This window comes from Cupriavidus basilensis (assembly GCF_008801925.2).
GTDB classification, from domain to species: Bacteria; Pseudomonadota; Gammaproteobacteria; order Burkholderiales; family Burkholderiaceae; genus Cupriavidus; species Cupriavidus basilensis.
Genome location: NZ_CP062804.1, coordinates 2,600,102 through 2,623,760 on the forward strand (window position 1 = coordinate 2,600,102; position 23,659 = coordinate 2,623,760).

The 23,659-nt window shown below is 65.2% G+C and carries 23 protein-coding genes and 1 pseudogene; 20 read left to right on the top strand and 4 right to left on the bottom strand.

From position 1 onward, the window contains the following. The first annotated feature begins 7 nt into the window (after nucleotides 1-7). From gspG to F7R26_RS32545, 12 genes are read left to right on the top strand one after another with little or no spacing between them, the layout of a single operon-like run. Entirely contained in the window at nucleotides 8-433 is a 426-nt protein-coding gene (gene gspG / locus F7R26_RS32490; RefSeq protein WP_150991102.1) for a type II secretion system major pseudopilin GspG, read from the top strand. A gap of 17 nt (nucleotides 434-450) precedes the next feature. Continuing rightward, nucleotides 451-1,653, top strand: a complete 1,203-nt coding sequence (locus F7R26_RS32495) for a type II secretion system F family protein (RefSeq protein WP_150991100.1) — start codon at nucleotides 451-453, stop codon at nucleotides 1,651-1,653. Then, on the top strand, nucleotides 1,650-3,371 hold the full coding sequence (locus tag F7R26_RS32500) for a GspE/PulE family protein (protein ID WP_150991098.1): 1,722 nt from the start codon (nucleotides 1,650-1,652) through the stop codon (nucleotides 3,369-3,371). The genes F7R26_RS32495 and F7R26_RS32500 overlap by 4 nt, the downstream gene beginning before the upstream one ends. Further along, on the top strand, nucleotides 3,364-4,134 hold the full coding sequence (locus F7R26_RS32505) for a hypothetical protein (RefSeq protein ID WP_150991096.1): 771 nt from the start codon (nucleotides 3,364-3,366) through the stop codon (nucleotides 4,132-4,134). The genes F7R26_RS32500 and F7R26_RS32505 overlap by 8 nt, the downstream gene beginning before the upstream one ends. Next, nucleotides 4,131-4,730, top strand: coding sequence for a hypothetical protein (locus F7R26_RS32510; protein ID WP_150991094.1), 600 nt, complete (start codon nucleotides 4,131-4,133; stop codon nucleotides 4,728-4,730). Before F7R26_RS32505 ends, F7R26_RS32510 begins: the two co-directional genes overlap by 4 nt. Then, nucleotides 4,727-5,392, top strand: coding sequence for a hypothetical protein (locus F7R26_RS32515; RefSeq protein ID WP_150991092.1), 666 nt, complete (start codon nucleotides 4,727-4,729; stop codon nucleotides 5,390-5,392). Before F7R26_RS32510 ends, F7R26_RS32515 begins: the two co-directional genes overlap by 4 nt. Then, nucleotides 5,389-5,940: a hypothetical protein gene (locus tag F7R26_RS32520; protein WP_150991090.1), complete on the top strand. Its 552-nt coding sequence runs from the start codon at nucleotides 5,389-5,391 to the stop codon at nucleotides 5,938-5,940. The genes F7R26_RS32515 and F7R26_RS32520 overlap by 4 nt, the downstream gene beginning before the upstream one ends. A 2-nt stretch (nucleotides 5,941-5,942) precedes the next feature. Beyond that, nucleotides 5,943-8,378, top strand: a complete 2,436-nt coding sequence (locus tag F7R26_RS32525; RefSeq protein WP_150991088.1) for a cohesin domain-containing protein — start codon at nucleotides 5,943-5,945, stop codon at nucleotides 8,376-8,378. 14 nt (nucleotides 8,379-8,392) lie between these two features. After that, on the top strand, nucleotides 8,393-8,878 hold the full coding sequence (locus F7R26_RS32530) for a type II secretion system protein (protein ID WP_150991086.1): 486 nt from the start codon (nucleotides 8,393-8,395) through the stop codon (nucleotides 8,876-8,878). A 5-nt stretch (nucleotides 8,879-8,883) separates the two neighbouring features. Beyond that, a complete protein-coding gene (locus F7R26_RS32535; protein WP_241754616.1) occupies nucleotides 8,884-9,303 on the top strand; it encodes a type II secretion system protein in 420 nt (139 codons plus the stop codon). Next, on the top strand, nucleotides 9,304-9,885 hold the full coding sequence (locus tag F7R26_RS32540; protein ID WP_193692196.1) for a type II secretion system protein: 582 nt from the start codon (nucleotides 9,304-9,306) through the stop codon (nucleotides 9,883-9,885). Further along, a complete protein-coding gene (locus tag F7R26_RS32545) occupies nucleotides 9,882-10,370 on the top strand; it encodes a hypothetical protein (RefSeq protein WP_150991085.1) in 489 nt (162 codons plus the stop codon). The genes F7R26_RS32540 and F7R26_RS32545 overlap by 4 nt, the downstream gene beginning before the upstream one ends. A 107-nt stretch (nucleotides 10,371-10,477) precedes the next feature. Here F7R26_RS32545 and F7R26_RS32550 read toward each other — a convergent pair whose 3' ends face one another. Further along, nucleotides 10,478-11,707: a DUF5666 domain-containing protein gene (locus F7R26_RS32550; RefSeq protein ID WP_150991083.1), complete on the bottom strand. Its 1,230-nt coding sequence runs from the start codon at nucleotides 11,705-11,707 to the stop codon at nucleotides 10,478-10,480. A 396-nt stretch (nucleotides 11,708-12,103) separates the two neighbouring features. Between F7R26_RS32550 and F7R26_RS32555 the strand changes: the two genes are divergently transcribed. From F7R26_RS32555 to F7R26_RS32580, 7 genes and pseudogenes are all read left to right on the top strand, one after another. Then, the gene (locus F7R26_RS32555) at nucleotides 12,104-13,567 is read left to right on the top strand and encodes a sensor histidine kinase (RefSeq protein ID WP_150991081.1); all 1,464 of its coding nucleotides are present in this window, start codon (nucleotides 12,104-12,106) and stop codon (nucleotides 13,565-13,567) included. Further along, nucleotides 13,560-14,207, top strand: a complete 648-nt coding sequence (locus F7R26_RS32560) for a response regulator (RefSeq protein WP_150991079.1) — start codon at nucleotides 13,560-13,562, stop codon at nucleotides 14,205-14,207. Before F7R26_RS32555 ends, F7R26_RS32560 begins: the two co-directional genes overlap by 8 nt. A gap of 513 nt (nucleotides 14,208-14,720) precedes the next feature. Further along, nucleotides 14,721-15,728 (top strand): hypothetical protein, encoded by a 1,008-nt coding sequence (locus F7R26_RS32565; RefSeq protein ID WP_150991077.1) that lies wholly within the window; start codon nucleotides 14,721-14,723, stop codon nucleotides 15,726-15,728. Between the two features lie 180 nt (nucleotides 15,729-15,908). Next, complete coding sequence (locus F7R26_RS32570) at nucleotides 15,909-16,622, top strand: DUF885 domain-containing protein (RefSeq protein ID WP_150991075.1); 714 nt, start codon at nucleotides 15,909-15,911, stop codon at nucleotides 16,620-16,622. A gap of 72 nt (nucleotides 16,623-16,694) precedes the next feature. Beyond that, complete coding sequence (locus F7R26_RS32575; protein ID WP_241754617.1) at nucleotides 16,695-17,450, top strand: hypothetical protein; 756 nt, start codon at nucleotides 16,695-16,697, stop codon at nucleotides 17,448-17,450. Nucleotides 17,451-17,494: 44 nt separating this feature from the next. Next, on the top strand, nucleotides 17,495-17,833 hold the full coding sequence (locus tag F7R26_RS41170; RefSeq protein WP_241754618.1) for a helix-turn-helix domain-containing protein: 339 nt from the start codon (nucleotides 17,495-17,497) through the stop codon (nucleotides 17,831-17,833). 110 nt (nucleotides 17,834-17,943) lie between these two features. After that, nucleotides 17,944-18,966: pseudogene (locus tag F7R26_RS32580) on the top strand (alpha/beta hydrolase family protein). 416 nt (nucleotides 18,967-19,382) lie between these two features. Here the strand turns inward: F7R26_RS32580 and F7R26_RS32585 are convergent. Next, entirely contained in the window at nucleotides 19,383-20,015 is a 633-nt protein-coding gene (locus F7R26_RS32585) for a TetR/AcrR family transcriptional regulator (protein WP_150991071.1), read from the bottom strand. Nucleotides 20,016-20,142: 127 nt separating this feature from the next. On the opposite strand from F7R26_RS32585, the gene F7R26_RS32590 reads away from it, so the two are divergent. Further along, complete coding sequence (locus F7R26_RS32590; RefSeq protein ID WP_150991069.1) at nucleotides 20,143-21,117, top strand: SDR family NAD(P)-dependent oxidoreductase; 975 nt, start codon at nucleotides 20,143-20,145, stop codon at nucleotides 21,115-21,117. 989 nt (nucleotides 21,118-22,106) lie between these two features. Here the strand turns inward: F7R26_RS32590 and F7R26_RS32595 are convergent. Together F7R26_RS32595 and F7R26_RS32600 are read right to left on the bottom strand one after the other, a co-directional pair. Further along, entirely contained in the window at nucleotides 22,107-22,847 is a 741-nt protein-coding gene (locus F7R26_RS32595; RefSeq protein ID WP_241754619.1) for a response regulator transcription factor, read from the bottom strand. 28 nt (nucleotides 22,848-22,875) lie between these two features. Next, nucleotides 22,876-23,304: a hypothetical protein gene (locus F7R26_RS32600; RefSeq protein ID WP_150991124.1), complete on the bottom strand. Its 429-nt coding sequence runs from the start codon at nucleotides 23,302-23,304 to the stop codon at nucleotides 22,876-22,878. Nucleotides 23,305-23,659: the final 355 nt, after the last annotated feature.

The window sequence follows — 23,659 nt, forward strand, 5'->3', positions numbered from 1 at the left end:
GGTCACCATGAACGTTAGCCATCGCCGGCGCCCGCGACGCGCGGGCTTCACACTGCTGGAACTGCTTATCGTCGTCGTCATCATCGGGCTGCTCGCGGCATACGTCGGGCCGAAGTACTTCTCGCAGCTCGGCAAGTCCGAACGCACGATCGCCCGCGCGCAGATTGACGCGCTGGAAAAGGCGCTCGACACCTATCGCCTGGACATGGGCCGCTATCCCACTACCGAGGAAGGACTCGTCGCGCTGGTGAGCCGCCCCGGCAGCGGCGCGCATTGGAATGGCCCCTACCTGAAGCGCGAGGTACCGCTCGATCCGTGGGGCCACGCCTATCTGTACCGCTCGCCGGGCGCCGCGACCGACGTGGAGCTGCGCTCGCTGGGCAAGGATGGTCAGCCCGGCGGCGCGGGTGACAACGCCGACATCACCAATTGACCCCGCAGGCGACCGCCATGCAATTCGACGTGCGCGCCCTCTCGGCTGACCACCTCGTCGTGCGCCTGAGGCTCGATGCCCGCGACGCGGCGGACGCCCGCAGCCAGGTGGAAGCGCGTGGTCTGCGGGCGGCCGCCATCGACCCTGTGCGTCCCGCGCGTGTCATGGGCCTGCGCTGGCGCACGCGCGGCCAGTCGCGCTTTTCGGTGACGCTGTTCAGCCAGGAACTGCTGGCGCTGCTGAGCGCCGGACTGAGCCTCGTCGAAGCACTCGAAGCGCTGCGCGAGAAGGAAGCCGGTGTGGTCGCCGCCACCCTGCTCGACCGTCTGCTCGCCGGCCTGCGCGAAGGCAAGCGCTTTTCGCGCGTACTGGCCGCGCACCCCGATGTGTTTCCGGCGCTCTACGTCGGCATCGTGCAGGCGGCCGAAAACACCAGCGGCCTGCCGCAGGCGCTGGAGCGCTACCTGTCCTACCAGCAGCGCGTCGACGGTGTGCGAGGCAGGCTCATCAGCGCCGCGATCTATCCGCTGATCCTGCTTGGCGTGGGCAGTGCGGTCAGCCTGTTCCTGGTGGGCTACGTGGTGCCGCGTTTTGCCGAGGTGTATCAAGGCGCCGGTCGCAGCCTGCCCTGGCTATCGCAGCTGCTGCTCGACTGGGGCCAGTTTGCCGGCCGCCACGGCAGCGTGCTGATGCCCGGCGCGGTGGCACTGGTCATCGCCGCCGCACTTGGGGTGCGCGCGCTGCTGTCGCGCCGTGGCATGACCGCTCTCCTCAGGCGGATTCCGGCGCTTGGCGAACGTGTGCATATCGTGGAGCTGTCGCGGCTCTACCTCACGCTCGGGATGCTGCTTGAAGGTGGCATCCATATCGTCGCCGCGCTCGACACGGCCCAAGGCATGGCTGGCACGGACATGCGCGAGCGCCTGGACGCGGCACGGCAGGCGATCCAGCAGGGCCAGCCGCTGTCCGCCGCCTTCGAGGGCCAGGGGCTGGTCACGCCGATCTCGGTACGCATGCTGCGCGTGGGCGAACGCAGCGGCGAACTCGGCGCCATGCTAACGCAGTCGGCCAACTTCTATGACGGCGAGATCAGCCGCTGGATCGACCGCTTCATGCGCATGTTCGAACCGTTGCTGATGACGGCGATCGGCCTGGTGGTCGGCACCATCGTCGTGCTGCTCTACATGCCGATCTTCGACCTTGCCGGAGGCCTCACATGAGCATCGACATCGCGCCGGCCGCAGCACCGACACCCGTACCGACACCTGCGCTGACGCCCACGCTACTGCAACGCGCACGCCAGCAGTCGCAGCGCACGCAACGCCCGATGGTCAGCGAGCTGGAAGTGCTGACCGGCACCGACCCGCGCCAGCTCGTGCTGGCCCTGGGGCGCACGTTCGGCATGGCCGTCGTGGAAACCGCGCAGATGCTGACCATGACGCCCGCCTTCGAACTGCTGCCGCTGTCGAAGGCGATCCAGCGGCGCTGCGTATTGCTGCACGGCGTCGATGGCGCTGAGACCGCCGTGATCGCGGTCGTCGCCGATCCGTTCGACGCCGACCTGCAGACCTGGCTCGAAACCTGCGCGGGCGGCCCCGTCCAGTATCGCCTGGCGTTGCAGGCCGACATCCAGGCCTACCTGTCGAAGCAGGAAGAGTCGGTGCGCGCCGTCGATGCAATCGTCGGCAGCACGGCTACCGAAGGGGCCGGCGGCAAGGCCGTCGCCGTGCTGTCGTTTGCCACGCTGTCCGAGGCGGCGAGCCCTGCCGTCAAGCTCGTGGACTCCACGCTCTACGACGCGCTCAAGGCGGGCGCATCCGACATCCATCTGGAGAGCACGCCGCTCGGGCTGGCCGTGAAATACCGTATCGATGGCGTGCTCGACCTGGCCATCACCGCGCAGGGTACGGACATGGCGCAGGAGGTGATTTCACGGCTCAAGGTCATGGCCGAACTGGACATTGCCGAGCGCCGCGTGCCGCAGGACGGCAGCTTCCGCGTGCAGGCCGGCGGACGCGAGATCGACCTGCGCCTGTCGATCATGCCGAGCATCCACGGCGAGGATGCGGTGATCCGTATCCTCGACAAGCGCGCGATGATCGAGGCCTACGGCGCGCTCACGCTGGAGGCGCTCGGCTACGACGCACCATCGCTGGTGGCGCTGCGCCGGCTGGCGCAGGAGCCATATGGCATGCTGCTGGTGACCGGCCCGACGGGCTCCGGCAAGACCACTACGCTCTACGCCGCGCTTACGGAGATCCACAACGGTCGCGACAAGATCATCACGATCGAGGACCCGGTCGAGTACCAGCTGCCGGGCATCCTGCAGATCCCGGTCAACGAGAAGAAGGGGCTGAGCTTTGCACGCGGCCTGCGCTCGATCCTGCGGCACGACCCCGACAAGATCATGGTGGGCGAAATCCGCGATCGCGAGACCGCCGAGATTGCCGTGCAATCGGCCCTGACCGGCCACCTGGTGCTGACCACCGTGCACGCCAACAACGTCTATGACGTCTTCGGCCGCTTCACGCACATGGGCATCGACCCGTACGCCTTCGTCTCCGCCCTCAACGGTATCTGGGCCCAGCGCCTGGTGCGCCTGAACTGCGCGCGCTGCGCCGAGACCTATCAGCCCGATGACGATGAGCTCGCGCGCGTATTCCTGACCCGCACACAGATCGAGGATTTCCGCTGCATGCGCGGCACGGGCTGCGGTGACTGCCGTGGCACCGGCTACAGCAAGCGCCGCGCCATCGCCGAGATCCTGATCCTGGACGACGAGATCCGTGAGCTGATCGTGGAACGGCGCCCGGTGCGGCAAATCAAGGAGGTAGCGCGCCGCAACGGCAGCCGGAGCCTGCGCGACGCCGCGCTGGCGCTCGTGCGGCGCGGCGAGACCACGTTCGATGAAATCAAGCGGGTGACGCTCCATGAATAGAATCGCCGGTGCGTTGCACATCGAACTCTCCTCCACGTGCCTGCGTGTCACGCGTACCACGCGCTGGCTGCGTCCCGTGCGCGAGTTCGTGGCGCAACGCGTGCTCGACGACGCGTCGCCCGATGCTGCGCTGCAGGCGCTGGCTGGCGTGCTGGCCGACGCGCACTGCACAGGCTTGCGTACCACGGCGGTGATCGGCAACGAATGGAGTCGCCTGTTCATGGCCACCGCGCCGCGCAATGCCGAAAGCCGGCGCGACTGCGACGCCGCCGTGCAACTGCGCAGCCTGCAGTTGTTCGGCGACAGCGCCAGTGCCTGGACCGTGCGTGCCGACCATGATGCGTCGCATCCATTCCTGGCCTGTGCCGTATCGGAACGACTGCTGGAAGGACTGCAGCGTATCGGCCACACGCAGCGGCTGACATGGATGTCGATCCGCCCGCAGTTTCTCGCCGCGTGGAACCGCTGGTGCGCCAAGCTGGAGCCCGGCGACTGGTTCGGCATGGTCGATGCCCATGCGCTGACGCTCGCGATGCTCGGCGACCGCCGGCTCGCCGATGTGCGTCGCCTGGCATTGCCATCGCAAGCGCTGGGTGACGGCACCTGGCCGCTCAATGTCGTGACGCGCGAAGCGCTGCGGCTGTGCATCGCGCCGCCCTCCCGCCTGCGTCTCTGCGGCGCGGTGCCGGCGGCATGGCTGGCACCGTCCGACAGCCCGCTCTGCGTGCCGCTCGATGCCGTCCGCGCGGAGGATGCGTCATGAAGCCCGTTCGGATCGACTTCGCACCGCCGACGCTCTACCGCTCGCTTGCGCTGGCGCGGCCGGTGACGTGGCTGGCCGTCGCGGCCGGCCTGGCGTTGTGCATCGGCGCAGCGGTAATGGCCCAGCGCAGCGCCATGCAGGCCAGTCATTGGGAAGCGAAGCGCCAGGCGGCCATTGTGCAGCATGCGCCCAGCCCGGCGCGCGCCACCACGCAACCCATTCCTGCCGGGCAGGCCACGGCCGTAAACGCCATGGTCGCGCGGCTCAATGTGCCGTGGCGCGACCTGTTCCGGTCGATCGAGTCGGCCACCACTGGCGAGCGCATCGCCCTGCTCGAAATCACGCCGGACCCCGCGCGGCACACGCTCAAGGGCACGGCTGAGGCCCGCAACAGCGAGGACATGCTGGCCTACATGACGCGGCTTGCGGCACAACCGTTCTTTACCAACGCCACGCTGACCAGTCACGAGATCAATCTGCAGGACCCTAACCGCCCACTGCGCTTCCAGTTCGCCGCGCAATGGCGCGACGTCCTCACCGAGGCCGCCGCCGGGCCGGTGACCGTCTCGGCCACCGTGGCCGGGAGGCAGCCATGAACCTGATGCCGATCCGCCGCGCGGGCCTGCATCTGGCCCTGCTCGCCAGCCGCACGCCACCGCTCGCCGCAGTGGCCACCGTGCTGTGCATCGGCGCGGCAGTGGCATGGGCATGGTGGATGCCGCATGCGCGGCAGGCGGCCACGCAGGCCGAGGCCACCCTGCGGCGCGCCGTTGCCGATGCCCGGCGCAACGGCGCCCGGCAGGAGCAGGCCTTGCGCAACGCGCCGCAGACCAGGCTCGCCGATTTCTACGCGGTGCTGGGCGATGCGCGGCGCACCGAGCTGCCGCTGGAAACGCTGTTCGCGCTGGCCAACGCCAATGGCCTGCAACTGGACAAGGGTGAATACAAGCGCAGCTATGACAGCCAGAGCCGCGTCTACAGCTATCAGGCACTGTTTCCGGTCAAGGGCTCGTACGTGGCGATCCGCCGCTTCTGCGAAGCCGCGCTGCGCGCGCTCCCGTATGCATCGCTCGATGAAATCGCGTTCCGGCGCGAGGGCGTCGCCAACGGTCAGCTGGAAGGCCGCCTGCGCTTCACGTTTCATCTCGCGCAGACGAGCGAGCCGAATAGCGTAGAGACGCGCCCCGAGCGCGAATCGGCAACCCCGGCCGTCGATGCCACGCCCGGCATCGTCGCCATGCAGGAGGTGCGGCCATGAAGCCCCGCCTGCTGATACTCGGTGGTGCGCTGGCCATCACCGTGGTGCTGGCGATCCTGGCGAACCGCGACCCCGCCGGCGCAGTCGTGGCTGCGGTGGAACGTGGGCCCGCCAGCGCTCAGCGCGAGCGGCCAACTGCCGCCGTCGCCACGGCCCAGGCACCGGGGCCGGCCACAGACGCGGGTCCGGCCGAGATTGCCGCGCTGCGCGACCGCAACGAACTGCTTGGCGGCGATGCACAGGGTCCGGCGTCGCTGTTTGCCAGCCATAACTGGACGCCCGCGCCACCGCCGCCGCCACCGGCGCCCGTGGTGGCCGGCCCGCCGCCAACGCCCACCGCACCGCCGCTGCCTTTCACCTATCTCGGGAAGAAGCTCGAGAACGGCAAATGGGAAGCCTATCTCGCCCGGGGCGGCGAGACCTACGTGGTCCACGAACAAAGCGTGCTTGATGGCCAGTATCGAGCCGAGGCCATCACATCGAACACGCTCACGTTGACGTACCTGCCGCTCAGGCAGACGCAGCGTCTTGCTATCGGGGGGGAATGATCATGACTGCCATCGCACAAGGCAACAACGGGGGCGCGCGCCTGCGGCGCTTGTGCGGTGCCGCCCTGGCCGCGGCGGCGTTGCTGCTTGGCGGTTGCGCCGCGCAGAAGGCCTACCAGACGGGGCAGGATCTCGCCGCCGAAGGCCGCAACGAAGAAGCGATGGCCAAGTACCAGGAAGCGCTGCAAATCGATCCGAACGATGTGCGCTACAAAGTCGGCTATGTGCGGGCCAAGGAACTGACCACGGCGGCCTACAACCAGCGCGCGGACCGCGAAGCCGCCGGCGGCAATGCCCAGATCGCCGAGGCCCTGTATCGCCGCGTGCTGACGATCGACCGTGGCAACGAGCGCGCCAGCGCCGGCCTGCGCGCGCTCGATGCCGCCCGCCGTGCGGCCAAGCCGGCAGCGAAGGTGGCGCCGACTGCCGCTGCGGCTGCGCTGGCCATCGAGAGCACGCCAAAGCGCGCGCCCTCGATGCTGGCCGCCGCGTACAAGATGCCGATTTCGATCGAGTTCCGCGATGTCACGCTCAAGCAGCTGTTCGAAGTGGTGTCGCGCTCGTCGGGCCTGAACTTCCTGTTCGACAAGGACGTGCGCACCGACCAGAAGGCTACCGTGTACCTGAAGAACAGCACCGTGGAGGCCGTGGTGTTCTACACGCTGCTGACCAACCAGCTTGAACAGCAGGTGCTCAACGACAACACGGTGCTGATCTATCCGAACACACCGAACAAGATCAAGGACTATCAGGAGCTCATGGTGCGCAGCTACCATCTGGCGAATGCCGATGCCAAGATGGTTGCGAACACGCTGAAGACGATCCTCAAGACGCGCGATGTGGTCGTCGACGACAAGCTCAACATGCTGATCGTGCGCGACAGCCCCGAGGCGATCCGGCTCGCTTCGCGCCTGATCTCGCTGCATGACGTGCCCGAGCCCGAAGTCATGCTCGAAGTGGAAATCCTCGAAGTCAAACGGGATCGACTGGTCAACCTTGGCGTGGCGTGGCCCGACAGCCTGAGCCTGACGCCGATCCCGTCGGTCGCCGGCGGACTGCTGACACTGCGCGACCTGACCCACCTGACCAGTTCCACGGTGGCAGCCGGTATCGGCCCGCTCACGATCAATGCTGGCGCCACCGAATCATCGGCCAGGCTACTGGCCAATCCGCGCATCCGCGCGCGCAACCACGAGAAGGCCAAGATCCTGATCGGTGACCGCGTGCCACTGATCACCACCACGTCCACCGCCACGGGCTTTGCGTCGGAGTCCGTGAACTATATCGACGTGGGCCTGAAGCTCGATGTTGAACCCGCCGTCCACCTGGACAACGACGTGGCGATCAAGGTAGCCCTCGAAGTCAGCAACATCGTCAACACCGTGACCACCAAGTCGGGGTCGGTGGCGTACCAGATCGGCACGCGCACGGCCAGCACGGTGCTGCGACTGCGCGATGGCGAGAACCAGGTGCTGGCCGGCCTGATCAGCGACGAAGACCGGCGCAATGCCAAGAAGATTCCAGGGCTCGGCGACCTGCCGATATTGAGCCGGCTGTTCGGCAGCTCGGCGGATGAAAAGCAGAACACCGAGATCGTACTGTCGATCACGCCGCGCCTGGTCCGCAATATCGAACGTCCCGAGACGTCGCTGACCGAATTCTCCGCCGGCACCGAGAACAGCCTGCGGCTGCGTCCCGACGAGATGATCGTCCCGGGCGCACGGGCGCCGCTGGTGGCGATCAACGGCAGCCCGGCACCGGCCGCGCAGCAGCCCATCGCCGTTCCGGCCGCAAACCCTGCGGCACCCGCCGCGGTGACCGCTCAGGGTCCGCGCACCTCGATGCCGTCGGTGCGCGGCGGCAGGGCCGTGGCGGCGGCACCGGCTCCCGCGTCCGCGCAGATGATCCAGGTCGTTGCCCCGGCGCCGCAGACGCCGGCTGCCGAAGCCGCGATGCCGTCCGGGGACGCACCCGCCCCACCGCCGGCACCGCCAGCCGAACCCGAAGCCGCCATCGGCGGTGGCAGCGCGCAACTGAGCTGGGACGGCGTGCAGCAGTTGAAGGTTGGCGACACCTTCACCCTGCAACTGGCCATGCAGTCGGCGCAGGCCGTGACCAGCGTGCCGGTGGCCATCACCTATGATCAGAAGGTGTTCCAGGCCAGCGATGTGGTGGAAGGCAGCTTCCTGCGCCAGGGCGGTGCGCCGACGAGCTTCACGAGCAAGGTCGATGCCGGCGGGCAATTGCTGATTACCGGCACGCGCACCGACAACAGTGGGGCCAGCGGCAACGGCAGCTTCGCCAGCATCCATTTCCGCGCGCTCGCGCCGGCCAATGCGTCGGCCATCCAGGTACTGGCCGCCGCGCCTGTCGGCATCAAGGGGGCCGCCGTGTCCGCACGGGCACCCGCGCCCCATGTGGTGCAGGTGCAGCCCTGAACGCCGAGATCCGCATGCACACCGTCCCCAAGCGCCCGCGCGGATTCACCCTGATCGAGCTGCTCGTCACGCTGGCCATCCTGGGCGTGCTGGCCACGCTGACCGTGCCGCTCGCGCAAGTGGCGATGCAGCGCACCCAGGAGCAGCAGTTGCGGCATGCCTTGCGCGAGGTCCGCAATGCGATCGATGCCTACAAGCGCGCGAGCGACGAAGGCCGCATTCCGAAGCCGCCCGGCGCCACCGGCTACCCGAGGGATCTCGACCTGCTCGTCGAAGGCGTGGTGGACCAGCGCAGCCCGACGCGCGCCAAGCTCTACTTCCTGCGCCGCGTGCCGCGCGACCCGCTGGCGAGCGATCCGACCCAGCCCGAAGCCGCCACCTGGGGCAAGCGCAGCTACGCCAGCGAAGCCACCGCGCCGCAGGAGGGCGAGGACGTCTACGACATCTTCAGCCGTTCGACGCAGATCGGGCTGAACGGCGTGCCCTACGCGAAATGGTGACTCCGATGCCCATGCCCATGCCCAGCCGTCGCCTTCGCCCCCTTCACCGCCTTCGCCAAACGCGCGGCTTCACGCTGGTGGAACTGCTGGTGGTGCTGGCCATCGTGGCGCTGTTGCTGACGCTGGCGGTCCCGCGCTACTTCCACAGCATCGACCAGGCGCGCGAGACGATCCTGATCGACAACCTGGCCACCGTGCGCTCGACCATCGACAAGTTCTATGGCGACACCGGACGCTATCCCGACTCGCTCGAAGAACTCGTCGAGAAGAAGTACCTGCGCACGCTGCCGTTCGATCCCGTGGCCAACAGCAGCACCGCGTGGGTCCTGATTCCCCCCGACGATGCGGGCCGTGGCCGTGTCTACGACCTGCGCAGCGGCGCGGGCGGCAGCGGGCGCAGTGGCACCCCGTTCGTGGAGCGCTAGATGGCACGATACAGCGCGCGCGTTGCGGGATTCACCTACGTTGGCGTGGTCCTGATGATGGCCGTGCTGGGGCTGGCCGCCGTGGCCACCGTGCGGCTTGGCGCCATCGTGGAGCGACGAGCCGCCGAGGAAGAACTGCTGGCCATCGGCAACGAGTTCCGCGATGCGTTCATCAGCTATGCCAATGCCACGCCACCGGGCCTGCCGCGCACACCGTCCAGTCTCCAGGCGCTGCTGAAGGACCCGCGCTTTCCCGAACCACGCCGCCACCTGCGCCGGATCTACCCCGATCCGCTGACCGGCGACGATGCATGGGCGACCGTCGCGGCGATACCGGGCCCCGGCATCATGGGCGTCTACAGCACCGCCGGGGGCAAGCCGATCAAGATCGGCAACTTCGACCTGCGCTTCCAGGATTTCGACGGCAAGACCAGCTACACGGACTGGAAATTCATGGCGCCACCGGAAGTCATTACGCCGGCAGGCAAGGCCGCACCGCTTGCGGGTGCCTTGCCGCAACAACAGCCGCAACAACAGCCGCAGCCGCAGTTGCAGCCACCACGTCCCGGAGTATCGCGATGAGACGCGCCATCGCAACATCGCTTGCGACGCTGCTTGCGGCACTGGCTGGCAACCCTGCCACTGCGCAGACGCTGGCCGGGCAGACCTGGATCGTCGGGCTGCCCTGCGACCAGGTATCGGTGCAGACCGTGATCGACAACCAGCCGCAGCAAATCATCGGCATCGCCTGCCGGCAACCCGACGACCACTGGCTGTTCGTCGACACCGCGCCGGTTGCGGTCAGCCTGTTCGGGCCAGTCGGGAACAAGAGCGGCAACGCAAGCGATGGCGCGGCGGAAGCTGGCGCCCCGCCGGTGACGTTCGGTCTGCAATCGCCGTTCGGTTACCGGGACTGGCTGCGCGCGGCACCGCAGCGCCAGCCGAAGGGCGCCCGGCCGTACGGTCAGAACACTCAGAACAGTCAGAACAGTCAGAACAAACGGTATGGCCAGAGCGACCGCTATGGCGCGAAGCCGCAGGCGCCCCGCAAGTACTCGCCGCCATGAGACCGACAAACCATGAGACCCACGAACCATGAGCTCGACCAAAGAAAAGCGCGACCCCGCGGATCGCGCTTTGCACAACATGACGACGCTCCTGCAACCTGTACTGGCTAATTGTCCCGCTTGATACGACTCGCGATGATGATATTGCCCGACGTCCTGCCCTTCACTTCGAGCCGCATGCCGACAGCGAGATCTCCGGCGCCGCGCGGCAGCGTGGCGTTGTCGAAGACCGTTTCGCTGCTCCATTGCACACGCAGGCCGCCGACGTTTACCGAGAAGATCTGCGCGGTGCGGTCGATCGACACGATGTTAGCGTGGATCTCGTTAGCCTCGTTCGCCTGCTGGCGCTCGTCTTCGACGTTGACGTCGGCCGCCACGAGCACGCCGCTGCTGACCGTGCCCTTGACCTCGACCCGCGCGCCCACGACCGGCGTGCCGCGCACCGTGGCCGTCGACGGCACCGTCACGCGCAAGCCGGAGAGGTCGAAGTCCGTCGCCGAACGCAGCGCCGTGACCACGCCTTCCAGTTCCGCGCGCTGGCCCTGCACCACGGCAGGCACCAGCGTCGTGCCACGCACACGGGTCGCGGTGATCGCGGTCGGCCCGGTCTGCGTGCCTTTCACGCGTACCACGCCGCCGTTGGCGATGCCCGATGGCAGGTTGTCGAGCACGGCCGGCGTGTACTGCACCGTGATGCCGTTGATCGTGAAACTGCTGGCACCGGCGTTGCGCACGATGCCGGTGAGCCGGATTTCCGTTCCGGGCGACTTGCGCTCGACCCGCGTCGCCTTCACGCTCGTGCCGTTGGCATCGGGCAGGCCGTGGACCTCGACGATGTCGTTGACGGCCAGGCCCGACAGTCCGCTGAAGCTGTTGTGGCCATCGAAGACGGTCGACGGCGCGACAGTGATGGCCACGCCGAGCACCACGAAGCTGCCGCCCGAACTATTGATCGATGCCACCGGGCCCTGCACGAAGCTGCGCGAGGCGATCGCGGTGGCGCGGCCGGTCGGGCCGTCGTTGTCGCGCGCGCCCTGCACTTCCACGACCATGCCAAGGCGCAGGTCGTCGGCACCGGCATTGGGGTTGTCATCGAGCGTGTTGACGGCGCCGCTGTTGTCGATGCGCACGCCGTTGACGAAGATGCTCCCAAAGCCGGTGATCGGCCCGCTGAAGGCGGTGGGCGACGTAGTGGCGGCGGGCGTGGCCGGCGCGGCCGGCGTGCTGTCGCCCCCTCCGCCGCCGCAGGCCGCAAGCCATACGGCCAGCGCGACGGCGGCGGCCATCTTTGATGCAGGCCCCGTCATCGGGTATCGAACTGCGGCACTGGTCGTCATGATCTGCACTCCTTGCTGTCGCGGGTTGCCCGTCTGCCACGGCGCGCCAGAGGCTCCCGTGCGCCGCATGCATGCTGCTGCCATGCCAAGAAAAAGCCCCGTAGCACCTGGGGGAGGCAAGCGCTATGGGGGCGGCGATCCGGCGCCGCCCTGGGATGCCCGGAGGCCGATATCGCACGAAGCCGCTGCTATCGCATCCGTGCAAAGGCGCCGTACTGGCCTGCCTGCCGAGGGCCTTGCGCTCCGGATAGGGCTTTGTACTGACTATACGCGGCGGCCCTCGCGTCCGACACGGCCGGTGCGCGCGACTTTGGCGCGGCGATGGTCCGGACCGAATCCGACGATGGTCCATAGGTTTTCCACACTTGCATTGCTAGGCTTTGAGGGAGCGTCATCATGAAGGGAGTCCGTATCTTGAGAGTCCTCGCCGATATGAGCCTTTCGCGGCAATTCCTGGTCACCAGCCTGCCCGTGGTGGTGCTCGTCGTGGTGGTGATCGGCACGCTGGTGGCGCGCGAGGTCAAGAATGGCGTGGTCAACCGTGTCGGCGGCGTGACCGGGCTCTACGTGGAGAGCTTCGTGGCCCCTCACGCCCAGACACTGCTCGCCGCCGACGACCTGACCGACCAGGACAGGCACGAACTCGGCAAGCTGCTCGACAATACCCCGCTGGGCGAACGCATCGTGGCATTCAAGGTGTGGCGCCCCGACGGCCGCATCCTCTACAGCCGCAGCCCCGAGACGGTCGGGCGCAAATTCCCGATCGAGGACGGCCTGCGGACCGCGCTCGAAGGCAGCGTGCAATCGAAGATCAGTCCGCTGGACAGCGACGAGAACGAGGTGGAAGCCGGCCGCTGGAAGCAGCTCATCGAGACCTACGTACCGATCCGCGGCAACGGCACGGGCAAGGTCATCGCCGTGGCCGAGTTCTACCAGCAGACCGACGAAGTGGAGCACGAAGCGCGGGTGGCCCAGCGTAATAGCTGGGGCGGCGTGGCCGGTACCGTGCTGGCGATGTACCTCTCGCTGTTCTGGCTCGTGCACCGTGGCAGTCGTACGATCGATCGTCAGCGCGAGGAACTGCGCAACAAGGTCACGCAGCTGTCTGGGCTGGTCCGGCAGAACGAAGCGCTGCACGATTGCGTCCGGCGCGCGGCGTTTCGCAGCACCACGGTCAACGAACGGCAGCTGCGCCAGATCTCGTCGGACCTGCACGATGGGCCAGGGCAGGACATGAGCCTGGCGCTCATGCAGATCGAGTCGCTGCTGCACGACCACGTGGGAGCGCGGCACGTGGACTCCACGGCCGTCACGGCCCCGGTCGCCTCGGTCGCCGCTACCACACCTACGGCCTCTGCCACCATGGAGTCGGTGCGCGCCTCGCTCAAGTCCGCGCTGGCGGACCTGCGTGCGATCTGCGGCGGCCTTCGCCTGCCCGATATCGAACCGCTGACACTGGCCGAGGTGACCAATCGCGCCGTGCGCGATTACGAACGCAAGTCAGGGGCCACCGTCATCCAGGATATCGGCATCGCACAGGAGCAAGGCCCGCTGCCAGTGAAGATCGCCTTGTACCGGCTGTTGCAGGAATCGTTGTCCAACGGGCTGCGCCACGCGGGCGGCACCGGCCAGCGCGTGGAGATTCGCACGGAAAACGACAACCTCATCATCCGCGTCACGGACACGGGCTGCGGGTTCGATCCGGCCGTTGCCGCACTGAAAGGCGGCCAGGGCCTGGTTGGCATGCGCGAGCGCGCCGAACTGCTCGGCGGCGCATTCCAGGTCATCAGTTCGCCGCGGCAAGGCACGGTGATTCACGTGAGCCTGCCGCTCAACACACCGGAGATGCAAGATGGCTGACTTCGTGCAGGTTCTCGTCGTCGACGATCACCCGCTGTTCCGGCAGGGTGTGGTGCAGGCTCTCAACGGCTTTGACACGTTTCGCGTGGTCGGCGAAGCGTCGTCGGGGGAAGAAGCGCTGGCGATGAGCCGGGAGCTGCTGCCCGACCTGGTGCTGCTCGACGTCAGCATGCCAGGCTGGAGCGGGCTGGAAACGGCCGAGAGGATCGCCACGGCATGCCCCGCCAGCGTGATCGTGCTGCTGACCGCTTCCGAGGACCATGACACGCTGCTTGCGGCGTTCAAGGCCGGAGTCCGTGCCTATGTGCTGAAGGGAATCTCCGCGCAGAAGCTGCACGCGGTGCTGCTCTCGGCGCTCAGCGGCGAGATCTATGTATCGCCGCCGCTGGCCACGGAAATCCTGGCCTCGCTGACGCGCGAACCCGCACCCGACCCGCTGCAGGAGCTGACCGATCGCGAAAAGGAAGTCCTTGGCATGATCGGCCTCGGGCTGACCAACCGCGAGATCGGACAACGCATCTGCCTGTCGGAAAAAACCATCAAGCACTACGTGACGAACATCCTGCAGAAGCTGCAGGTACGCAGCCGCGTGGAGGCCGCGCTGCTGTCCCAGCGCGAGCGGCACGCCGTGCAACGCTAGGTTCGCTCCCCACACACCCTCGTTGCATCGGGCGCCGCACGGCGCCCGTTCGCGCTTCTGGCGGCGCAATCTGGTGCGGTCTTCCGCTGGCGCGCTTCCGATCTCGCATCGTACGATCCCTGTATAAACATACAGTCCGTCGCAATGCGACGCGGCGCTATAACGATATCTCAAAGAACGAGATTGACGACTTATCGATAAGCGATACACACCGCCAGGATCATGTCATTCCGTTGCCGTCTGACCCAGGCCCTGTTCGAAGGCAAACGTGTTCCGCAGTTCGTCAACTTCCGGTCCGGCTGGCCGCAAGGCGTGTGTCTTGATGTGCGAGGCGGGAGTACGCTTGGCCGGGCCGCGGGAATCGAGGTGGCCATTTGCATCTCCCCAGCCCCCCATTGGTTGGGTTATCGATTTTCCCGGACTTATTGCATAAAGAGCTAGAATTGCGATGCTTTAGATTTCGAGTCAGAAATCCATCGCACTAAAAATTAACAATAAGATTGAAGGGAAATAATGAAAACGATGAGTAAGTTTTTTGCCAGCCTCCTGCTGGCAGGGTCTCTTGCCGCCTGCGGCGGCGGCGGCAGTGACGACGGTGGCGGCAGCTCGCTGAGCATCAATGCCACGGGCAGCGCGCCACAAGCGACGAGCGTCGGGACAGGCCAGACCGCGTCCATCAATGTCAAGTCGGGCGACTTCATCACGCTGCAGGCGGCCGAGCCGGTCAAGTGGCAAGCCGTGATTACCAGCACCAAGACGACGGTTACCAACCAGACGCTGACGGACACGGTATGGTCCGGCAACCTGATCAGCCCAGACGGTGACAACATCGTTCTGACGGCCGCACTCGCCAGCAATCCGAACAAGGTATTTACGCTGAAGCTGGCGGTTGCCGCATCGACGCGTTATTCGGCGATTACGCCAACGGTCGGCGAGGTAACGACGTTCAAGGAAACCTCGGTAACGATCGGTGGCACCAGCAACGTCAGAAACATTGCCTACACGACTTCGGCCGTCAACAACGGCGTGTTCACCATCAATGCCGTGAATCTGGCCGACAACTCGGCTTTCCGCAACTACACGCAAGATGGCGATCGCAATCGTCTGACCCAGACCAACCCGGCGACCAACAACGTCTGCACGTATACGCCCAAGCGTGACCTGTACAATTTCCCGCTGTATGTGGGCAAGACGTGGAACAGCACGTGGCAATACGCTTGCCTGGTGGGCGGCGTACCTGGTTATCATGAAAACGCCAGCGTGGTGGGCAATGTGGAAGGTATCGAGTCCGTTACGACGGCTGCCGGTACGTTCAATGCACTGCGTATCAGCTATGTGATCTCGTACGCCAACTTGAACGATCCGGCTGGCTTCACGACCTATAACGAAACCATCAAGACATGGTGGTCGACGGAGCTGGGTCGTATTGTGAAGTGGCAAGATACCTATGGCTATCCGACCGGCTTCTCGGATCCGACTTACCTGAGGACATACACGCAGGAACTGACCAGCGTGAAGTAACAGAGCGAGCTGGCCATTCGGATTGTTGACAAAGGTCACCCTGGTACAGGGTGGCCTTTGTTCATCATGGCGTGATGCTAAAGACGCCAATGCCTACCAAAGCGGACGGTTGCGCTACGTTGCCGGTTCCATACAACGGTGCCCATTCCGCCCAGGATATTTACTATGCAGGACGGAGGCGTGCGCAAGTACGACAGCGTCTTTGCCAACGATCTCAGCGAGGCCTATCGACACGACTTGAACGCCTTGTGCCGCCGTTGCCTGACGGAGGTAAATGAGATTCCCCAAGCGGAGTTTTCGCGACAGGAACTCCTGAGCGTCGAAATCTTCCGGCGGCGGTTGAGCGAGTGTATCGAGCAAGAGCGCTATCGCTGGTATCTGATGCCGATCAATCCAGCCGGTGGCTGGTCTGCGGCATTTCCGGTGATCGGCTCTGGCAGGGGCAGCCACCCGTTCAAGACTGTGCGCAATCTTCTACTCGCGGTTGCCCTTGGTGGACTTGTCGCCTGCGGAGACGGCAAGCCATCTGAATCCGACACAAAGAAAGCAGTCGCAGCCAAGTTTGATGGCTGCAAATCCATCAGCCTGTCGGATTTCAAGCAGATCGGTGATGCTGCTCAAGGCAACAACGTCAGCCTTTACTTCGTTCAGGCAACGTACGAACTAAGTTTGAGGCTGGACAAGGACCAGATCGATCGCTTGAAGGACTCAAATCAGATGATCAACGTGCGAAATGACATCAAGCGTGACTGCCCGCAGGTTCCGGATGACAAGATCTACATCCTGGTGACTAAGGGAGCGGATGGTAGTGGGAAGAACGCGGTGACATTCGACCACCAGAACATGTGGCTTGTCAGGACCGACAACGGGTGGCAATTGAGAGACGGTCTCTGAGGCAAACTTCGAGGCGTGATCATCGCGGTAGTATTGCAAGACCTAGACAAGGCGCGGTTTCGCGGAGCCAAGATGACGTCGCCCCTGCCCCCTGTTTTCCTGCTGGACGCTCTCCTGCGTGGCATGCTGCTGGCGCTGCTGGCCTTGCTTGCCTGGGCGTTCGGACGTGACCGGCCGGCCCTGCCGGCCGTGCGGACGGGCGTGGCACTGGCCGTTGGACTGGCCGTGCAGACGGCAGGGGCGATGCCGTGGTTCGAGCAAGCGGCGCCACGGCTGCTCCAGGCGCCAATCGTTGCCGTATCGGTGGGCAATGCCGTGATGTTCTGGATCTTCGTGCAGGCGTTGTTCGACGACGCCTTTGGCTTCAGGCCGGTTCACACGCTTGCGTGGGGCGCAACCGCCGGGCTCGGCGGGCTGAACTGCGCGGTGCTCGCGCACAGCGGCACGGCAATCGCACTATTCACGATGGGCTTGCAGCGCGCGGTGCCGCTGCTGTTCGCCCTGTTGACCGTGCAAGCGGCGGTGGCGGGCTGGCGTGTCGATCTGGTTGAAGGCCGTCGGCGCTTGCGTGGCTTCATCGTGGTCGCCGGCGTCGCCTATACGCTGCTGCAACTCGCCGCGCGGCTTGCCTCTAGTGGCGGCCGACTATCGGCGGCGGGCGCCACGCTCGATACGGCGATGCTGCTGTGCATTGTTGCGCCGCTGGCATTCTCGATGCTGCGTATGACCCGCTCGGAACTGTTCCCTTCACCCCGCCCGACACCCGCCCCTGTCCTGCCCGCTCCGATTTGCCTGCCCCGCCCGTTCATGCCGGGGGTGCAGTGGTAGACACCGCGCAGCCGTGCGTCGCGGATGAGCACGAGCAGGCGCTGGTGGACGCCCTGCTGCGCCTGATGTCCGACGAACGCGCCTATCGCCGGGAAAATCTTAGCATCGCAAGCCTGGCTGCCCAGCTCGCCGTACCAGAATACCGGCTACGGCGCTTGATCAACCAGCGTTTGGGGCACCGCAATTTCAATGCCTTCGTCAACGGATTCCGGCTGGAGGAAGCACGCGCCGCGCTCAGCGATCCAGCATGCCGCACGCTACCGGTCTTGACGATTGCCCTGGAGGCTGGCTTCCAGTCGATCGGCCCATTCAATCGCGCCTTCAAGGCGGCCACGGGCTCCACGCCCACCGAATTTCGCAGAGAAAAGCTGGCCGATTTCTGAAATCGGCTAGCCGGAAGCCTTCACCGTTCACTTTCGGCGAGACGCAAGGTGTGCCGCCGCACATGCTTCAGACACCGGGGGATGGTCCCCTGCCAATGACGAGGGTTCCGATGCGCATGTTTCGTTGGGTCAGCCTGGCGCTGGCATTGCTGTGTGGTGTTGCTCGCGCCTCGATGGGCTTGAGCGAGTTGCCGGCCACCACCGAAGACGGTCCGGTAACCGTGTATTACCCATCGAGCGACGCGAGCCAACCCGTGCGGCGGGGACGATTCATGCTGGACGTGGCGGCGGAAGGCCGCGCCGTGCCGGGCAACGGGAGGCTGGTTGTCATCTCGCACGGATCGGGCGGCTCGCCCTGGGTGCATGCCGACCTGGCACGAGACCTGGTGGAGGCCGGATTCATCGTTGCCATGCCGCAGCACCGGGCGGACAACTACCTGGATGGCAGCGACCCCGGCCCCGACAGCTAGACGATCCGGCCCGCGGAGGTGTCGCGCGCGATCGACGCGATGGGACGCGACTCGCGTTTCGCCCCCATGCTCCGACTCGACAAGGTGGGCGTGTTCGGCATGTCCGCAGGTGGTCACACCGCGCTCAGCCTGGCCGGTGGTCGCTGGTCGCCGGCCCGCTTCATGCAGCATTGCGACGAGCATATCGCGGAAGATTTCCAGTCCTGCGTCGGATTGATCACAAGATTGACCGGCGGCCTGCTGGACGGGCCGAAAAAGTGGGTGGCCCTGCGTGTGATCCACCACCGCTTCAATGACGATATCCCGCGCACCGCGGCCGACCCCCGTATTGCCGCAGCGGTAGCCGGTGTGCCTGCCGCAGCCGATTTCGACATGAGCTCGCTGGCCCGGCCAGCGGTGCCGCTTGGCCTGGTGACGGCCGAGCAGGATCGCTGGCTGATCCCGCGCTTCCACGCAGACCGCGTGCTCGCGGCCTGCCAGACCTGCGAGCATATCGCTGACCTGCCCGCGGGCGGGCATGGCGCGCTGTTATCGCCGCACCCACCTGGCCTCGATGGGCTTGTGGGAGAGCTGCTCAATGATCCGCCGGGATTTGACCGCGCCGACGTCACCGAGGCCAACCGCAAGATTGCCGTGTTCTTCGAGAGGCACTTGCTACCTTGATCATTTACGGGCGTAGGAACTGTCGAGGGGCCACAGCGGCGCGGATGCGAGTCTTCAGTACGTCCCCGGCGATCTCAACGCGGCTTTGACGGGCTTCGCAATGTCAGCACGGGTTGCGCGCAGGCTTGGCATGTGAGTGTGCCACCGCGCGTTACTGGCAGGCGTCGAACAAGCCTCGATGGAGGAACCCGCGGAGTGCTCCGAGGCGGTCGGCGTGTTGGGGGCTATGGCGATTGATCGGCCGGGATGCCCAGCGGGGCTGGGGGATGCACAGTCAAACGGGATGCTGGATAGAGCCTGGTGCGGTGACGAGGCAGTCCAGTCGCGCGATCGTGAGGATGAAGCGGACGTGCGAGGGGCTGCGCGAAGCGCGCAACTATCAAAGCCTGCTGCCCCGCAACGCCTTAACGCCGGCGTCAACTTTCCGGCGCCGCGTTTCCATGACGCGGTTGGAGCACCAAGTCGGCCGCCTCCTCAGCATCTTTGAGGAGCGTCTTGCGCGGCGTGCCTAACTGCGCACGCATGGTCAGCCCACGCGCTAGATCCGTGACTTGGGTTGCGCGCGCGGCTACGGGAAAGTCAGATGGGATTTCTCCCGCGCTGATCCCGTCCCGGAAACGGCGCTCCACCAGCGCCGCGCCGCCCGCGACCGAGCTCTGCAGAAACCGCTGAACCTCAGCGTCGTTCACAAGCGGGGCGACGCACACCAGAAGGCAGCCCCGGGCCGACCCTTTCTCGGTCGCACTTTCAACGGCGTACCGCAGAAAGCCCTCGATCGAGTCGCGCAGACTCTGTGGCGAGAGGAGTGCCTTCGCGGCTGACTCGCCCTTCCGTTCTGCGTACGCCTTAAGGACGCGCAAGAATATCGCCCGCTTGTCCCCAAAGACGGCATACAGGCTCGGCCGTCCCACACCCATCCCGGCGACGAGATCGTCAATCGTCACTCCGTCGTAGCCTTTCGACCAGAACACCTGAGTTGCCTTTTCCAGCGCCCCCGTCTCGTCGAAGCTGCGCGGCCGGCCCCGCGACCTGGCGGTATTTTGAATCATTTGGTTCAAAACTCCTTGACAACGTTTATCCCACGAATATATAACCGAATAGTTCGAAATTAGCAAGCCGTCCGCGGCCTCGCGTGGCCTCGCGACTCCACCTTCCCCCTTCATCACTGAGATGTCCATGGAACATTCGATCGCTCTCGTCACCGGCGCCACCTCCGGGCTTGGTCATGCAGCAGCCCGCATTCTTGCCGGAGAGGGCTGGCGCGAGATCATCGTCACCGGGCGCAGCCTGGTCCGGATCCAGGAAACTGCCGCTCAGCTCGCGGCGGAAGCCGAAAGACAGGTCTTCACGCCGCTGGAGTTGGAGTTGGACACGCCGTCCAGCGTTCAGTCCGCCCTCGCCGACCTCGTCAAGCGAGGTCGGCCGATCGATTTCCTGCTGCTCAATGCCGGGATGGTTCCAGGTAATAAGCGCGTGCTCACCGCTGCGGGCGTCGAGGCTTCTCAGGCCCCGCTAATCGGCCATCATCAATTGACCGTCGGGTTGCTCCGCGCCAACCTGCTGAGCCCCAACGCGCGGATCGTTATCGCCAGCGCGGAACCTGCCCGAGGGGGCGTACCCCTGTTCAGATACACCTACGTGGAGGCACTCGCTGCCAAATACCACCAGGGCGACCTGACCGCTGCTATGGAAGCCCTGCTGCGCAATGGGCCGAACGTGAAGTACGTGCCCAACAACGCGTATGCCGACGCGAAGCTCATTATCGCTTGGTGGGTCGCGGCCCTGGCGCGCCGGCTTCCCTCCGGCATGGCCGTGTACGCTGTCTCGCCCGGTGCGGCGACCGGCACCAAGGTGGCGCGAAACGCTGGCCCGGCGTTGAAGTATCTGTTTATCCCGATCGCTAACCTCATTCCCGGCATGAATCAGACGCCGGAGACAGCGGCCCGTCGGTACCTCCAGGCGTCGGAGTTCGGAACCGACGTCTCAGGCCAATTCTTCGCCTCGGCTCAAGGGAAGTTCACAGGCCCGATTGAGGCGCAGCGCCACCCACACATCCACGATGGCGCTAACCAAGAAGCCGCGTGGCAGGCCGTCGTCAACGTCTCTGGAATCGGCTGGTCATATCCAGTGTCTTCTAGCGCGGCGTCTTGAAGCGACGCCGGTCGCGGCAAAATGGTCGCAGTGACCACAATCGACAGGCGATTGCGGAGCTACATGGGCGTCCACAGGGTCCTGCCGATTTTTGAAGGTAAAAAGGTTGTGATCATCGGCGGCACGAGCGGCATGGGCCTCGATTAGAGCCATCTGGCTTCACAGCGATCCAGCCTGAGAAATGCCCACGGGGCCGCTGCTGATCCCACGCAGCATCCCCGGAATTCGGCACCGAGCCAAGTAAGATGGACTGAAGAACTCGTTGTCGTCCATCTTCCAAGCGGTGAAATGGACACGGTATCGGAGCCATGGGCCGCGCCCGATAGGGGATTCGGATGTATCCATCGTTCCGAACCACTCCGTATCGGAACCTTGACCATCCTCCCGCATCACGCCGAGCAACGATTCTCCGAACTTTCTGCTGGCCCGTTACGAGGCGATCGGGCAGTACCGGCAACGAACACGTAACCCGGCCGGCGGCGCTCCTGCTGCGGCTGACCAACCTAGCCTTAGCGCTAGCGCTAGCCGTTGATTTCGCTGGAAATCCGTTTGACCCAATCTTGACCCGGCCAATTTTGCATTCCGAATCCTCATGCTGATAAGAAAAGTTATTGGCATTGACCTGGTCCCGCGAGAACGCGTGCCGCGGTACTTTGGGCGATAAGCGATCAATGAAAGCGCGAGCCTCCCCTACCGTCTCCAGGGCGAGCGCCGCTTTGACCTCGGCGTCATCGAATCCGGCTTTCTGTGCATAGATTGCCGTCGACGTGACGATTGCCGCTTTAGCCAACGGCGCTAGCGGCGTCGAAGCCTGTTGGTTGAAGCCTGCCTGATTTGCGATCCAGCGACCGCAATCGAAATCTGCCAACTCCAGCGCGCGCCGCGCATCGGTGGCCAAGCTCGATCGCCTGCTCCTGGTAAGGCAACCCCGAAATGGCAAGGCACCTGGCTCGCCGGATCCGGCGCGCACCGGTCGTTACCTGGGCTGTTCAGGCCCGCTCCAACCGATACCCGTAGTTATAGATCGTCGACACCACAAGACCATTCTTCGGCCTCAGCACGAGACTCGAGCGCAGCTTGCTCACGTAGGTCGCTAGGGTCGCGTCATACTTGCGGTCTACCCCGCCCCAGATCCGCTTGATCATCACGTCTTTCGACACGATCCGGCCCACGTTCTCGAACAGCATCAACGCCAGGTCGAATTCACGCTGCGACAGCGCCACCTGCTTACCGTCCACGGTCGCGACCTGCGATCCGATATCGAGCGCGAACTTGCCGATCTCGACTGTTTTCGCGCGCTGCGTCTCCGGGTAGTACTTGCGCGCCTGCGCGCTCACGCGCGCGATCAGTTCACGCTCGCGCAGCGGTTTGATCAGGTAGTCGTCGGCGCCCTGGTTGAGGCCGAACACGATATCGTCTTCGCCGTCGTGCTGCGTCATCATGACGATGGGCAGCGTGTCGGCGAACGTCTCCCGCGCCCACCGCATGACCTCGATGCCCGATTTGCCCGGCACAAGCTGGGCTAGGCGCTGATGACCAACGTCGCAATTTGCGGCCCGGCACAATCTGGATTGATCCTGACCTCCTCGAACGAGCGGCTCCCAATGGCCGGACGCTGACGACCACAGTAGGCGGCCGAAACCCACAACCCGCAACCCGCCGGGCCACATCAGATGTGAAATACAAGGCACCCGCACCCGAGCGAGAAGCGCTTCATCCTGCAACGGCACGCCCTTATCTCGGATTGCCCGCCTGTTGTCAGGCAAACTCACTGACAGCTTCGCCAGCCAGCGCGACTTCCGTTTCGTCGGTCACCCTGCTTTCCGCTATCGCGTTGTCGCCTTCGGAAACTATGTCGCCCAGACCGATGACGACCGTGATATTCGGCGTCCAGTTCTTGCGGTCGGTGCTGACCTCGGCAAACGTGGTCACCGTGGCGGTATAGCCCTGCGTTCTGAGGTCGTCGGCTAGCCGTTGCGCGCGCGGTTCCAGCGCTGCTTGCGGATTGTCTTCGTTGATGTCGAGTACCAGCCTGGTCTCGAATTCTTCCTTGCCCTTCTGAATTGCCGTTTGCATTGCCTTGAGTTGCTTGTTCGCGAGCGCGACTAGCTTGCTGTACCTGGATTCTTCCTGGCTGGCGCGCAGTGCCTTGGCGGCGTTGATGATTTCGGTGCGGTCCACAAACATGATTGCCTTTCGAAGTGGGGGGAGAAAGCGCAGGCGCCGCACGGGCTTGACTCCAGGAGCCAGTTTTTCCGGGAGGCGACGACAACTGTATAAATATACAGTGTTTGCCGGCTAGCCGGCAAGGAGTACAGGGTGAAATTCCCTGACGGCAGAAGATCTGGCGAATCGCGCTATGGTTGCCGCGTCTAGACTAAAAGCGGCGTGGCTCCGAAGTGATTGAGTCCCGCACATGGTGGGAGCGCACGATACCTCCCCAGGCTCCGGCTGAGGCTGGGGAGCCCGATGCAGGCCGTTATGCAAAGTCCGCCGCGAGCAACCGGCCGCTCAAGTCCAATCGTCACGAAGACCAAGTTGA